Origin of the sequence: Pseudarthrobacter sulfonivorans, assembly GCF_001484605.1 — a bacterium.
Classification (GTDB): Bacteria; Actinomycetota; Actinomycetes; order Actinomycetales; family Micrococcaceae; genus Arthrobacter; species Arthrobacter sulfonivorans_A.
The window spans coordinates 2,076,552-2,089,879 of record NZ_CP013747.1; the positions used below are offsets into that span (position 1 = coordinate 2,076,552).

Annotated in this window: 14 protein-coding genes; 8 read left to right on the plus strand and 6 right to left on the minus strand. The window is 63.3% G+C overall.

All coding sequences use genetic code 11. From position 1 onward, the window contains the following. The first annotated feature begins 18 nt into the window (after positions 1 to 18). Positions 19 to 1,221, plus strand: coding sequence for a helix-turn-helix domain-containing protein (locus AU252_RS09245; RefSeq protein ID WP_157768963.1), 1,203 nt, complete (start codon positions 19 to 21; stop codon positions 1,219 to 1,221). A gap of 62 nt (positions 1,222 to 1,283) precedes the next feature. On the opposite strand, the gene AU252_RS09250 is transcribed toward AU252_RS09245, so the two are convergent. The 5 genes from AU252_RS09250 to AU252_RS23845 all read right to left on the minus strand — a co-directional run bounded on the left by AU252_RS09250 (position 1,284) and on the right by AU252_RS23845 (position 5,481). After that, positions 1,284 to 2,036, minus strand: a complete 753-nt coding sequence (locus AU252_RS09250) for an amino acid ABC transporter ATP-binding protein (RefSeq protein WP_276203742.1) — start codon at positions 2,034 to 2,036, stop codon at positions 1,284 to 1,286. 47 nt (positions 2,037 to 2,083) lie between these two features. Then, a complete protein-coding gene (locus tag AU252_RS09255) occupies positions 2,084 to 3,043 on the minus strand; it encodes an amino acid ABC transporter permease (protein ID WP_058930457.1) in 960 nt (319 codons plus the stop codon). 7 nt (positions 3,044 to 3,050) lie between these two features. Continuing rightward, the gene (locus tag AU252_RS09260; RefSeq protein WP_058930458.1) at positions 3,051 to 3,998 is read right to left on the minus strand and encodes an ABC transporter substrate-binding protein; all 948 of its coding nucleotides are present in this window, start codon (positions 3,996 to 3,998) and stop codon (positions 3,051 to 3,053) included. 98 nt (positions 3,999 to 4,096) lie between these two features. Further along, positions 4,097 to 5,101, minus strand: coding sequence for an FAD-dependent oxidoreductase (locus AU252_RS09265; RefSeq protein WP_058930459.1), 1,005 nt, complete (start codon positions 5,099 to 5,101; stop codon positions 4,097 to 4,099). Next, positions 5,098 to 5,481, minus strand: coding sequence for a RidA family protein (locus AU252_RS23845; protein WP_058930460.1), 384 nt, complete (start codon positions 5,479 to 5,481; stop codon positions 5,098 to 5,100). Before AU252_RS23845 ends, AU252_RS09265 begins: the two co-directional genes overlap by 4 nt. 292 nt (positions 5,482 to 5,773) lie before the next feature. Here AU252_RS23845 and AU252_RS09275 point away from each other — a divergent pair, with 292 nt between their 5' ends. The 5 genes from AU252_RS09275 to AU252_RS09295 all read left to right on the plus strand — a co-directional run bounded on the left by AU252_RS09275 (position 5,774) and on the right by AU252_RS09295 (position 9,186). After that, entirely contained in the window at positions 5,774 to 6,595 is an 822-nt protein-coding gene (locus tag AU252_RS09275; RefSeq protein WP_083510328.1) for a CPBP family intramembrane glutamic endopeptidase, read from the plus strand. 82 nt (positions 6,596 to 6,677) lie between these two features. Then, on the plus strand, positions 6,678 to 7,493 hold the full coding sequence (locus AU252_RS09280) for a hypothetical protein (RefSeq protein WP_058930462.1): 816 nt from the start codon (positions 6,678 to 6,680) through the stop codon (positions 7,491 to 7,493). 175 nt (positions 7,494 to 7,668) lie between these two features. Then, a complete protein-coding gene (locus tag AU252_RS09285; protein ID WP_058930463.1) occupies positions 7,669 to 7,875 on the plus strand; it encodes a hypothetical protein in 207 nt (68 codons plus the stop codon). Positions 7,876 to 8,035: 160 nt separating this feature from the next. Beyond that, the gene (locus AU252_RS09290) at positions 8,036 to 8,425 is read left to right on the plus strand and encodes a hypothetical protein (RefSeq protein ID WP_157768964.1); all 390 of its coding nucleotides are present in this window, start codon (positions 8,036 to 8,038) and stop codon (positions 8,423 to 8,425) included. Positions 8,426 to 8,673: 248 nt separating this feature from the next. After that, positions 8,674 to 9,186 (plus strand): MepB family protein, encoded by a 513-nt coding sequence (locus AU252_RS09295; RefSeq protein ID WP_058930465.1) that lies wholly within the window; start codon positions 8,674 to 8,676, stop codon positions 9,184 to 9,186. Between the two features lie 86 nt (positions 9,187 to 9,272). Here AU252_RS09295 and AU252_RS09300 read toward each other — a convergent pair whose 3' ends face one another. Continuing rightward, positions 9,273 to 10,094, minus strand: coding sequence for an MBL fold metallo-hydrolase (locus AU252_RS09300; protein ID WP_058930466.1), 822 nt, complete (start codon positions 10,092 to 10,094; stop codon positions 9,273 to 9,275). Positions 10,095 to 10,893: 799 nt separating this feature from the next. Here AU252_RS09300 and AU252_RS09310 point away from each other — a divergent pair. After that, positions 10,894 to 11,685, plus strand: a complete 792-nt coding sequence (locus AU252_RS09310; protein ID WP_058930468.1) for an alpha/beta fold hydrolase — start codon at positions 10,894 to 10,896, stop codon at positions 11,683 to 11,685. 477 nt (positions 11,686 to 12,162) lie between these two features. After that, positions 12,163 to 13,287, plus strand: a complete 1,125-nt coding sequence (gene chvE, locus AU252_RS09315; RefSeq protein ID WP_205630658.1) for a multiple monosaccharide ABC transporter substrate-binding protein — start codon at positions 12,163 to 12,165, stop codon at positions 13,285 to 13,287. Positions 13,288 to 13,328: the final 41 nt, after the last annotated feature.

Below are 13,328 nucleotides of genomic sequence, written 5' to 3' on the forward strand. Positions count from 1 at the left end.
AATTCCAGAAAGGCGATCTTGACCGACGACGCAGATTGGCAACGGATCATTGGGGTCCTCAGCGGCCAGGTACCCGAACTTGCGGAGAATTTCCTCAGCAGGATCCTTGTGGATCCGGCCTACTCGGAATCCGGACTGACCATGGAGGACCTGAGAAGCAGCAGCGAGGACTCTTTTCGCGCGATGCTTAAGGGCCTGGCCAGGGACGGAACTGACCTGAAGGCGTTGGAATCCCTGGCCGCCGAACTGGGTGCCAGACGGGCACGGCAGCGCGTGCCGCTGGAGAGCCTCGTCCGGGCCATCCGGACCGACTTCTCTTTGTTGTGGGAGGCGCTGTCGGCGCCGTCGCTGGGCGCCAGCCCGGGCCTGCTTGTGCACCGGACTGAACTTGTGTGGCAGGTCGTGGATATTTTCGCCACACGTGTCAGGGAAAGCTACCTCGTTGAGTACGAAGACCTTGAAAGAGCAGATGCGGACCTGCAGCACCAGTATCTGACGCGGCTCTTCGCCGCCGCGGAGCCGTCACCACCGGACATGGCCCGTATCGTGGGCGCGCTCAGGATCAACGCGGATGCCGAGTTCCTTGTCGCCGCCGTCAGCCGGGATGACAGCCTGACCGTTCAGCGGCGCCTTAACCTGCACGCAAAGTGGGACGAGCGGGCCTTCGCTTTTGACCAGGGCCATCACACGCTCATCATCCTGCAACGCCGGACATCAAGCCGGACCGATCTTAGCTTCGAGGAAAGATCCGTGTTCGACGGCATCGCCGCGGCGGTGGCGCCCCCGGTCTATGGTTTCGCGGGCGTGCGCATGGCAGTGATTGCCGCGCGGGAAATCATGACCGACCTTCCCATGGGCGGCACCGGCATTTTCCGGCTGCAGGACCGGTGGGAATCCGTCACGCATCACCGCCTCGCCCAGGTCGGGTGCGACCCGGCGCACCTGGTGTATCCGTATCTGCGCCGCTGCTCAGAGGGGGAACGGGAGCGGCTCCTGGAGACCGTATCCGCTTTCCTCGACTCCGGGAGCCTGGTGGAGACCTCGGCGCTGCTGGGCTGCCACCGCAATACGATCGTGAACCGGCTCTCGACGTTCGAGAAATACACGGGGCTCAACCTGCAGAAGCCGCGGGACGCGGCCGCGGTCCTTTTGGCCCTGTACCCCCTGACCACGTTGTCGCGCCGGAAGGCTCCGTCGATTTCGGGGTACCCGAAAGCGTAGCCATTGCGCGTTCCAGCGGGGAGGTACCGGCCGTAGCCGGCACCTCCCCGCTGGCCCTACGGCTACTTGAGGACGCTTTCGATGAATGCTTTCGTCCGTTCGTGCCGGGGCGCGCTGATGACCTGCTCAGGGTCGCCCTGCTCGACAACAACCCCGCCGTCCATAAAGACGACCTGGTCGCCGGCTCCGCGGGCGAAGCCTATTTCGTGGGTGACAACGATCATGGTCATGCCCTGGGATGCGAGGGAGCGCATCACGTCGAGAACGTCGCCCACAAGTTCAGGGTCCAGGGCGGATGTGGGCTCATCGAAGAGCATCAGCTTTGGATCCATGGCCAGCGCCCGCGCAATGGCCACGCGTTGCTGCTGGCCGCCGGAGAGCTGTGCGGGGTAGTGGCCGGCCCAGTCGGCCAACCCCACCCTGTCCAGAAGCTCCATGGCCCGCCTAAGGGCATCCGCTTTCGGCAGCCCCTTGACCCCGGTGGGGGCCTCGGTGATGTTTTCGATGGCCGTCTTGTGGGGGAAGAGGTTGAACTTCTGGAACACCATGCCGATGTTGCGGCGTTGCCTGGCAATTTCCTTCGGGTGCATCTCGTAAATCTTCTCGCCCTGCTGCCGGTAACCGATCAGGTCTTCGTCAACGTAGATCCGGCCGCCGTCGATGCTTTCCAGGTGATTGATGCAGCGGAGTAGCGTCGATTTGCCGGAGCCGGAGGGACCCAGCAGACACGTCACTTCTCCCGCGTTGACGTCGAGGGTGATGTCTTTGAGGACCTCGTTTTTGCCGAAGCTCTTCCGGACGTTCTCGATGCGCACAAGCGGCTTTACGGACTGCTGCGTCGGGGATGGGGATGATTCTCGTATCAAGGCTTCACCTGCGGGGTCTCGGTGGGTCGGGTCCGGTCCGCCACCATGGCGCGCAAACGCTGGAGCGGGGTGGGTGGCAGGGTCCGTGAGGCGCCCCGGCCGAAGCGGCGTTCCAGGTAGTACTGCGGGACGGACAGCACGCTGGTCATAAACAGGTACCAGATGCTTACCACCGCCAGCAGTTCGACCTGTTTGAGGTTCTGCGAGGAAATGAGTGACGCCTGGGTGTAGAGCTCCAGGACGGCAATGACGGAGAGCAGTGAGGTGTTCTTGAGCATGGAGATGAGCTCGTTGCCCATGGGCGGGATGATGACGCGCATCGCCTGCGGCAGGAGGATCCGGCTGAAGGTGTAGAGGGGTGACATGCCGAGCGAATATGCTGCTTCGCGTTGGCCTTCATCGACGGAGAGCATGCCGGCGCGGACGATTTCGGACGAGTAGGCGGCCTCGTTCAGTGTCAGGGCCAGGAAGCCGGCCACGAACGCCGTGATCAGGGAATTGGTGTCCACGGACCAGAAGACCATATCGGTCAGGGGAATTCCGACGGACAGCCTGCTGTACAGAAGGCCCAGGTAGCCCCACAGGACAATCTGCACCAGGAGCGGCGTGCCACGGAACAACCAGACGTAGAGCCACGACAGGGTCGACAGCACCGGGTTGGTTGAGAGCCGCATCGCCGCGATGAGGATCGCAAGCAGCGTCGAAACCACCATGGAAAGTACGGTCAGCACCAGCGTCAGCCATACACCGGCCAGGATGTGGGTGTCGAACAGATAGCGCCCGATGGCCGGGTACTCGATGTTCTTGTTGGTCAGCAGGGACTGCGTAAACAGGCCGACGACGCCGAGCAGTACCACTGCGCTAATCCACCGCCACGGCCGTCGCAAAGGGATCGCCGTCACGTCTGCCGCCGGGGCGACTCTGGGTGCGGTCCCGGTTGAAATCGGGGAGGTCATCGCGGCTCTACTTTCCCTGGTTGACGGCGGCCGAATCCACCGCGTAGGACGTCAACGAGTACCGGTCCAGGATCTTTTTGTACGTTCCGTCGTCAATCAGGGCCTGAAAGGCTGCCCGCAATGCCTCGGTGAATTCCGGATCCGTGTTGAGGTTGCCCATGCCGCTGAACACCGGCAAGTAGCCGGCCGGGAACTCGGCGTCGCGGACCAGCTCGAAAGCCTTGCCGTCGCCGGCGGTTTTGACCACGTACTCGGCTACCGGCGCATCCACCACATAGGCCTGGCTCTTGCCCGCGCGCAGGGCCGTCTGGGCGTCCAGATCCGTCGGCAATTCCAGGACCTGGACCCCGTCGTGGCCCTTTTCCTTGCACTGGGTTTCGAGTCCCCGCAGGAGTTCTCCCTGGACCGTTGCCTTCTGCACCGATACGGTCTTGCCGCACACATCCAGGAGGGCCTTAACACCGTCGGGGTTGCCGCTCTTGACCAGGATGATGAAACCGCCGTGCGTGTAGTCAACGAAGTTGAGGGTCTTCTGCCGTTCCGGCGTGTCATTCATGGCACTGAGGATGACGTCGAACTTCTTCGACAGCAGAGACGGGATGATGGTGGAAAACGCCTGCTGGTTGAAGGACACGGGGATGCCGAGTTTCTGCCCCAGGGCTTGGGACAAGTCATAGTCAAAGCCGGTCGGCTTGCTGTCCGTGTCATACATTGTGTAGGGCGGGTAGGGGATGTTGCCCGCCGCCTTGATCTCGCCCTTATCCCGGATGCTCTGGGGCAGCAGCGCCGCTATCCGGTCATCTGTGGTCGTCGCGATCGGAGTGCTGGGGGCTACTGCGCCGGGAGCATTTTCGGAGGGTTTGGACGCTTCGGCCGCGGGATTGTTCGCGCAGCCCGAGGTGAGCAGCGCGCCGGCAACTGCCACGAGGGACAGGGCGGTGGTGAGTTTTTTCATGATGATTCCTTTTCGCTAATTAGGCGCGTTTGAGCCAGGCCACGGCGGTGGGGCCTGGCTCTTCGGCGGGCTAACGGTGTGTTTTGGTGGCGGGCCGCTTAGAGGGGCCGCGTCACCGTTCCCTGTTGCGACGACGACGGCGGCGCCGCCTTGCCGATCAGAGCCAGGGTTGCGTAGGCGACGCCCCAGGAAACTGTCACGCCGGAACCGCCGTGACCGTAGCTGTGTATGACCGGGCCGTCCTCTTCGTCCCGGAGTTCCAGGCGAATGAGGTGCCGCCCGGGGCGCAGTCCAACCCTGCTGCCCAGAAACTTTCCGCCCGCGAGAGCCGGGGATAACTTCAGGGCAGCGTCCAGGATTCTGTGCTCGGTTGCCCGTTCCGGCAGCAGGCTCGTTGCTCCAATCTCGGCGGTTCCGCCGCAGATCACCTCATCGACGCGAGGGATGACATAGGTGGATCCGGCGGGGTTTGCGTCGTCGATGATCCACTGCTTTACCGACGTGTTCCCGACGCGGGCGACCTGCCCGCGGACAGGGTAGAGGCCGTCGTCATGGTGCAGGCCATGGCTTTGCAGCCCCGTTGCCAGGACAACCACCGTGTCTTCGCGGGCCACTTCGGCGAGGGACTGTACCGCACGCCATTCCCACGTCACTCCCAGCGACGTGCACTGCTGCTGCAGCCACGGCAGGTACATGGACATGGTGGCGATCGGCACGGTGCAGACCATCCCGCCGGTGGCCCCATCCGGCAACTCGTCCGCACGGGCATGTCGGTTGCCGGCAACAGTCGCCGGCCACGGCAGCGGCGCGGTTCCCGCACGGTGAACGACGACTCCTTCACGCATCTGCACGCCTGCGTCCGGCGTCGTGGCAGCAATTTCGGCGAGTGCCTCGAAGGTAGTGGCCGCCCAGGGTTCAATCCACGAGGCTGGCTCTGCATGGTAGGGGGCCCAGATCGCGGCGGCCACCGAGGAAACCGTCTCTTCGGGGCCTTCCGCAGCCACGACCGTGACGCTGTGGCCCGCCCGCGCTGCCACAAGTGCCGTGGTGAGGCCAATGACGCCGGCACCCACCACAACCACCGCAGGAAGTGGGGTGTTCATCCGTCGTTTTTCAGGGCCGTGGCCTCGATTTCGACCCTGAAGGGTCCGACGAGGCCAGCCACGATCGTGGTGCGGGCCGGCTTGTCTCCCGGAAACCAGAGGATGTATTCGGCGTTGAATTCGGCAAGCTGGCTGGCATCGGTCAGAACACAAAATGTCCGGACCACGTCCGCCAGGGAACAGTTTCCTGCCCGGAGGACTGCCTGGAGGTTGCGGCAGGCCTGCCCGACTTCCTCCGTGAAGGACTCCGGCACCGCCCCTTCGACGGGGTCAAGACCAACCTGCCCAGATGTCAGGACGAACTGGTCAGTAGCGACGGCCTGGGACAGCACGGGCAGCCCCGGGGCGTCAGGCGTGTGAACAACACTTGATTGCAGCAATGGGATTCCTATGTTCGGACCGGCACGGGCAATGACAGGACGTATCGGCGTCGACAATGACGCAGAACGGGGCGGGGAGTGGACGTGGTGTGAGTGGGGACACATCCACGACTGCGTATGATCTTGCCAAGTTGCAGGCGGCGGGCCAATGACATGCACGCCAATTGACCCGGGCAAAATATGTACGAAAAACCATCCAGGGTGACGGGCTGCCGGGATGCGTCCAGCACTGGCGCGCACGCTTGCAAGGGCGGACAATTGGAGCACCTTGCAGTGACTGTTTGGAGCCATCATGCGCCGTTCCACTGGCTGGCTAAGGCACCACAGGCTTTTGGCATTCTTTGTCCTGACTTACGCGATTTCCTGGGCATCGTGGCCCGCTTACGCGTCAGGGCTGATTCCCCGCATGGAATTCCTGCCGATAGGCCCGCTTGCTGCGGCCATTATCGTCATCGCCCTGGCCGAGGGCCGCCCTGGCTTCCTTGCCTGGGGACGGCGACTCATCCGGTGGCGCGTCGGGTGGGTCTGGTACGCCGTCGCGCTTCTCCTCCCCGCCGTCCTTGTCCTGGTCACGGGGCTCATCACCATGGCGCTCGGGGCCTCCGCTCCGGGCCTCGCACAGCTGACGTGGAGCGGGCTGCTTACCGTCTTCGCCGTCCGGCTGGTCAATCCGATGGACGGACCACTGGGCGAAGAACCCGGGTTCCGCGGCTACGCCCTGCCGCTGCTTCAGGCATCCCGTCCGCCGCTGCTGTCCGCAGCCATTCTCGGCGTCCTCGTGGCCATGTGGCACCTGCCGCTGGTCCTCTTTGGCGGGCTAAGCCTGATCGGCCTGCCGACGACGTTCGCCATCACTTTCCTCTACGTGTGGCTTTTCAACCGCACAGGCGGCAGCGTCCTGCTGACGCTCCTGTTCCACAACAGCCAGGGCACCTTCACGACGGGTTCCTTCGGCTTCGCCGGCGCCGGCGCCGGCCGCGCGGAGCTGATCTACTTCGTGGTCGTCGTCCTCGCGGTTCTGGCCACTGTGGCGCTGGACCGCCGGGCCTGGCGCAAGGCACCCCGCCCGGCCACCGCCGTCGGGCGTTTCTCCTTCAGGAGGCGTCCCAGGTGAACGACGGCGGGCAACAGTCGCCCTGCGAACGGCGCCTATAGTCCCGGTCAGGACCTGGCCACATCGCGCTAGACTTTCGATTATGACCGGTGCCCCTGCCCGTCTTCTGGCTAGGCTCGTCGCCCTGACGATGCTCCTCACGGCGTGCGCGCCCGCGATCGGCTTTGACGAGACCGCCACTGATCGACCGATAGCGACGTCCTCGGCCCGGCCAGCCGCTGGCGACGTCGCCCCCACCCCTCACCGGACTCCGGCCCCCACCCCGACGCCGGTTCCCACGCCAACGGCGGTGCCCCAGGCGTTTGCCCTGAACCTCTACCAGGAGGGGGACTTCGTGCCGCAGTACACCTTCGACTGGTGTGTTGCGGCGAGCATCCAGATCGCGCACAACCTCATCGATGACACGGGGGGCGGCACGTGGGCCGATCGCGCTCAGCAGGGCGACCTGTGGGAGAGGGCCCGGGCACGTTCGTCCAACTCGTTCAACGGTGCAAATCCGCTCGGTTGGGCAGAGGTGCTGGCCGACGTCGGGATGGGGCCATACGCCGTTGTCAGCATCGCCGACTACAAGGACGCACTGCAAACGGCGGCGCGTGCCATCACCGAAACGGGCCGGCCGGTCGGGCTGGTCATGTGGAGCGGTCGCCACGCGTGGGTGATGAGCGGGTTTGAGTCTCTCGGCGATCCCGACCAGTTCCCGGAGTTCTCGGTCACCGGCGTCCGCGTCCTGGATCCGCTCTACCCGCACGGCAGCGGGCAGTGGGGTCCATCGCCTGCGCCCAACAGCCTGCTCAGCCCCGAGCAGCTGGCGCCGCAGTTCGTAGTCCGCGAGCCGCGACGCTGGAGCAGCGATCTGCCGGCGGGCTACCTGCTGGTGCTGCCGCAGGCCGAGGCCTGACCAGGCCTTGGCCGTTCTTCAGACTCATCCCTGGGCGTAGGCTCGGCCCATGCGTAGCGTCCGGGCTGATTCGAGTGATTCCGTTGGGGGTGGTGATTCCGCGCCGATTTACAGAGTTCGATTCTGGACCCCGCCGCCTGCACCGCATTTCGCCTGGTACGTGGATGAATGGGATGTGACTGAGGCCGAGCAGGTCACGGACGTCATCGAATGGGCGGCGAAGAACGCAGACGGCCACCCATTCGAGGTTTTCCTTCGCTGGGAGGACCACCATTTCACGAGAGACGGACGGCCGGAGCCGTACTCGCGTTACGCGCTGATTTACGGACGGCCGGCCGAGAAAGCAACCACAATCGAGATTGTCTATTCGGAGTGGAATTAGATAAGTCGCGGACCTCTAGGAGTAATACGCAAAGAGACAACGGAAAGAGCACAGGAGCCCCGTTACGGGACGGCACAGTCCAGAAGACATGGGTACAGCTGCGGTCAACCCCGGGTCCATAGGCTGGGGCTGACCATTCACAGTGAGGGAGCCACCCGATATGAGTCCGCTACTTAAGACCACTGCGGCATATCCGAATGCCTTAATGCTCTTGATAACCGAAGACGACCCCAACGTTCCGGACATCGACGGAATAGCCAACATTTGGCAAAGTGAGAGCATGCTCGCCCTTGCCGTCCAACACGACGTAGACGGTGACGTTGAACTCCGAATCACTCACGAAGCCCCCTCTTCGTCCAAAATCATCCTGCTTTTCGATGGCATCCTTCCGACGAGCCGCAGGCTTGTTGAGATCGAGACTGTCTATTTGGACCGCATCGCCGGCATCAGGACCCTCACAGGGGAACTTCCGGTTCGTATTTGGGGTGACGATCCCCGGCAGCCTGAACACGTTGTGATCGAATGCCTTGGGCTGGTGGAGCTCACGTAGCGCGAATTCCAAGCGCGTTCAACGTGCCGCAAAGACCAGCATGGCGTTCCGCAGAATGTCCCGTTTAGAGCCTTCAAACCGACCCTTTGGGGGTTGTTTGTGAATCAGAGGATTCGTTTCCAGGATCCTCTTTCCGAAAGACGTGCACGTGAGACATGCACGTGCGGATATCGTCGGGGTGGTGAGGGCTGAGCTCTTCGTGTGCTGCCCCGTCGCTCCTGTCGGGGATTCGTTTCGATGGGAGTGCTATGTCTGGTGTTCAGGTCCATCCGGATGTCGCCATGGTGATGAGGGTTCTCGGCGACCTCGGCCTCGTCTGTTCCCCCGCCAAAGTCGAGGCCGACAACGCTGAGTACGGTGCCGCGATCTCAGAAATCCGTCGGTCTCCGGTTCGCTTCAGGGTCGGAAAGCTGACCCCGACGAAGGTGGGCTTGTTCGTGACAGTGTGGCGGCGCTCTCTCGATGGGTCGACCGAACCTCTGCCTGCGGAGGAGTACAGCGACGTGCTGGTGATCTGCGTGCGGGAGGATTCCCGAGTCGGAGCATTCGCGTTTCCGAAGGCGGCGCTCGTCAAGCATGGCGTCGTGTCCGTGGGCGGCGCCGGAGGCAAGCGAGGGTTCCGCGTCTATCCGCCGTGGTCAGCTACGACGAATCGGCAGGCGAAAAAATCCCAGCAGTGGCAGTGTAATTACTTCTTCGAGATGGCTGACGGATCCGCCATCAATCCGCAGCGAGCCATTCGACTCTTCGTTGCGGCCTAAACGGATTCTGCGACATTCGGTCAGGCCAGGTCAGGTCAGGTGGCGGGCCGTCGTCGGGACACCCCGAGACGCCCGGGATGCGACGGCTATTCGGGCGTCTCGTTCTGTTCTCTTTGGGCGAGCCTCTGGAGTTGCCATCTATGCACGTCGGGCAGCCAATCCAACGTGGCCGATGGACCGACCCGCGCGTCGTCAGTAACACCACCGTCTCGCAGGGCCTGCACGTACGCGCGATCCTGTTTGATACGGGCTCGTAGCTGCTCAGCTCCGCCGACTGAGCCGTGACCGGGGATGACGGCATCAACGTCGTCGGCCACGCTGTCAAACAGTCGCAACGCGGCGAGGTAGTCCTCGATCGGATTCGCGACCTCGAGGTCGAGGAACGGCATCAGGATGTCAGAAAGCATGTCGCCGGCGACGAGGACGCCGCGCTCCTCGATCAACAGCGCCGCATGGCCTGGGGCATGGGCCTGATGCTCAATGATCCGGACTGTGGGGCCATCCCAAGGAATCTGCGCAGTATCGGCGGGCAGACCGGTAATGAGACCGAGCAGATCCATCGGGATATCCTCGGCGTACTCCGGCGGGAGCCCCTCGGCTATGCGGGCCTTCCAATCCACGTTCGACAGCAAATCTTGGATAGAGGCCGCACAGCGGGCTGTACCGTAACGGGGCACGTCGCCGAAGTTCGCGTGCCAGAGCACGTGGTCCCAATCAGGATGCGTCGAGAAGCCTGCCACGACGGGCTGGCCCAACTCGCGGAGGTCGTTCGCGAGGGCCGCCATTTCGTCGACCGTTATACCGGGGTCGACGAGCAACACACCGTCCCGGCCCTGCACGACAACGGAATTACTCTGGATGAACTCGCTCTCGTGAACCAGAACGCCCTCAGCGACTTCCTTCAGCATGAATTGCCTTCCGCCTGTGGTTTGCAACCCCTTCTCGAGACGGTATTAGCTGGCGGTAGTAGATTGCAAGCACTATGGGCGAAGCGGGTGAGCCGCAGTCGGGGCTTCCGGGACGTTCTGTTCGATCCCAACCGTCATCTAGTGGAATCACCCCAACGGTGCTTTCGTTGACCTACACAGCTACAGCTGGGGAGTCATATGAAACGTCATCTGGATTCTTGGAATGTTCGCCAGGTCCTTGCTGTCTCACTCGCGATAGTTGCGTCCTTGGTTCTCTTACTGATTCCCATGTACACCCAGGTAAAACTAGCGTCTGGTGGGCCGGAGCAGGTTAGTCATCCGACCCTGCTTGAGACAGTAGGGCCGTCTATCTTCGTGTCGTTGCTCATCCCCGTGGCCCTGACCGCGCTTCCTCTCCTGCTACGAGGGCGTGCGCGGACTCCTGTGTCGGTCGCGACTACTGTCGCTCTTGTTGTCTTCGTAGTCATCGGCTCCGCAAGCATCGGCTGGTTCTACGTCCCAGCCCTGGCCGCCGCCGTGGCAGCCGTTGTTGCCTCGATGGGGAGCCACGCAAGACTCCAGGTTCGCCCTAACTAATCGGCCTCAATCGAACCACTCTGCTGCACCTCGGGCCTGATCGCAGGGGCGGGCATCACGCGGCGCAGTCATGGACTAGCTGGACATGCTGTGGAGTCCCGATAGAGGAACCCGGAACGGACAAGCTCGAGTGCACGAAAGGGATCCTCAACCGGCTATTCCTCGCGTGGTTCGCGTCGTCGGCATCGATTAGGGTGTCGGTATGGAGTGCCGGATCAACGAAGCCCTGGTCCATTACGTCGAGCATGGCGTCGGCGTGCCGCTCGTGGCGTTGCACGGCGCCGGTGTTGATCATCGCGAGATCGAGGCGGCGATCGAGGCCATCGTTCCCGACACGCGATACCGGCGGATCTATCCGGATCTGCCGGGGATGGGCCTCTCGACGGCCGACGGCCTGACCTGCAACGACGATGTGGTGACGCTGCTCGGCGATTTCATCGATCACCTGGGCGCGGGACCGGTGATGCTGCTCGGGCACTCTTACGGCGCCTACCTGGCTCGTGGAGTGGCCGCACGGCGACCAGACACTGTGCTCGGTCTGGCGTTGTTGTGCCCCGTCGCCGAGCGGTCGCGAAGCGTGCCTGGCCACGAGGTGGTCCGCCAGGACGCCGACGCGTACGACGAACTCGACCCTGCACAGCGGGCGGGGTTCGAGGACTACTTTGTCTTGCGCACACAGGCCACGGCTCGCCGGTACCGCGACCGCGTTGCGCCGAGTACGGCGCTTGTGGACGAGGCTGCGCTGGGGCGCATCTTCGCCGGGTGGACGGTGGACGTCGGGTCGACCGCGTTCTCTGCGCCGACCTTGGTCGTGGCGGGACGACGCGATTCGGTCGTCGGGTATGCCGACGCGGCCGAATTGCTCGAGTGCTACCCGCACGCCACCCTGGCTGTCATCGAGGACGCCGGCCATGCGCTCATGCACGAGCGGCCCGAACTACTCGCAGCGTTGTTCGGCGACTGGCTCGATCGAGCTCGACCAGAAGACGAGTGACCGACCTTGCTGCAATTCATCATGGCGCGACTGACAAGGGGAACCTCATACGGTGCATTGGAGCCGCTGCCGCAAACGGGCGTTGCGCTAGCTTTGGTCGTGATGGGTCTGCGCCCGGGGGAATCGCATCCCGGCTCGGGATCGAGGCGAACGCTCTCTCCGCGCTGACGGCCCGCGCCGGATCGACGAAATCCGCCACTGGCGCTCGGAGTTCCGAGTGGAGACGCCCGGCGTTGACGCTCACCAATAAAAGTGATTTGACTCACATCCAACTCTGCAATAACCTTGTTGTTAGCGCTAACAACAAGGAGACGGAACTAGGCTTCCGGCACATTGAACTCCGCGCCTGTGTTGGTAGCCATTCAGGTGTCTAGGGCTCGGGCCCTGCACACCAAAGCAGTACCGCTCCACCGGCAAGCGCAGACGCCTGCCGACCCAGCACCACTTCGCGGACAAGCTTCCGCGGGAGGAGAAATCGTGAGAATTAGGAAATTCCTGGGCGCCGTCGCCGTCGTCCTCGCAGTCACTGTGGGTGCCACAGGGTGCGGAAGCCGGGGCGGAACAGCCACCCCGGAAGCCGCTGCGAATCCCAGTGAATCCCTGGTGGGTATTTCGATGCCCACCCAGACGTCCGAGCGTTGGATCGCCGATGGCGGAAACGTGGAAAAGTCCTTGAAGGGACTTGGTTACAAGACTGACCTGCAGTTCGCCAACGACGATATCCCCACGCAGGTATCGCAGATCGAGAACATGCTGACCAAGGGTGCCAAGGCGCTCATTGTCGCCGCCATCGACGGCACCACCCTGACCGATGTGCTGGCCAAGGCGAAGGAGCAGAACGTCAAGGTCATCGCCTACGACCGCCTCATCAACGGCACGCCGAACGTTGATTTCTACACCACGTTCGATAACTACACGGTGGGTGTGCAGCAGGCAACGTCGCTGCTGACCGGGCTGGGCCTGGTTGATGCCAGCGGCAAGAAGGTGGAGGGCAAGGGCCCGTTCAACGTTGAGCTTTTCGCCGGCAGCCCGGATGACAACAACGCCAACTTCTTCTGGACCGGCGCCATGGACACGCTGAAGCCGTACCTGGACGCCGGAACCCTCAAGGTCCCCAGCGGCCAAACCAAGTTCGAGCAGGCAGCCATCCTGCGCTGGCAGGCCCCCGTTGCCCAGAAGCGGATGGAGGACATCCTCACCGCGGCCTACAGCTCCGGGACCAAGCTCGACGGTGTGCTCTCCCCCTATGACGGCCTCTCCATCGGCATCATCTCGGCCCTGACCAGCACCGGCGGCTACGCCAAGGGTGACCTGCCGGTCGTCACGGGCCAGGACGCTGAGAAGGGCTCCGTGAAGTCCATCATCGCCGGTGAGCAGTACTCCACCATCTTCAAGGACACCCGCCAGCTGGGTTCCCAGGCCGTGAAGATGGTCGACGCCCTGCTGAAGGGCCAGGAGCCGGAGGTCAACGACACCAAGACCTACAACAACAAGGTCAAGGTGGTTCCGGCCTACCTGCTCAAGTCCCTGATCATCACTGCGGAAAACTACAAGAAGGAACTCATCGACTCCGGCTACTACACCGACGCCGACGTCAAGTAACCATCTTGCGGGGTTGCGGCCGGCCGCACGGCCTGGCCGCA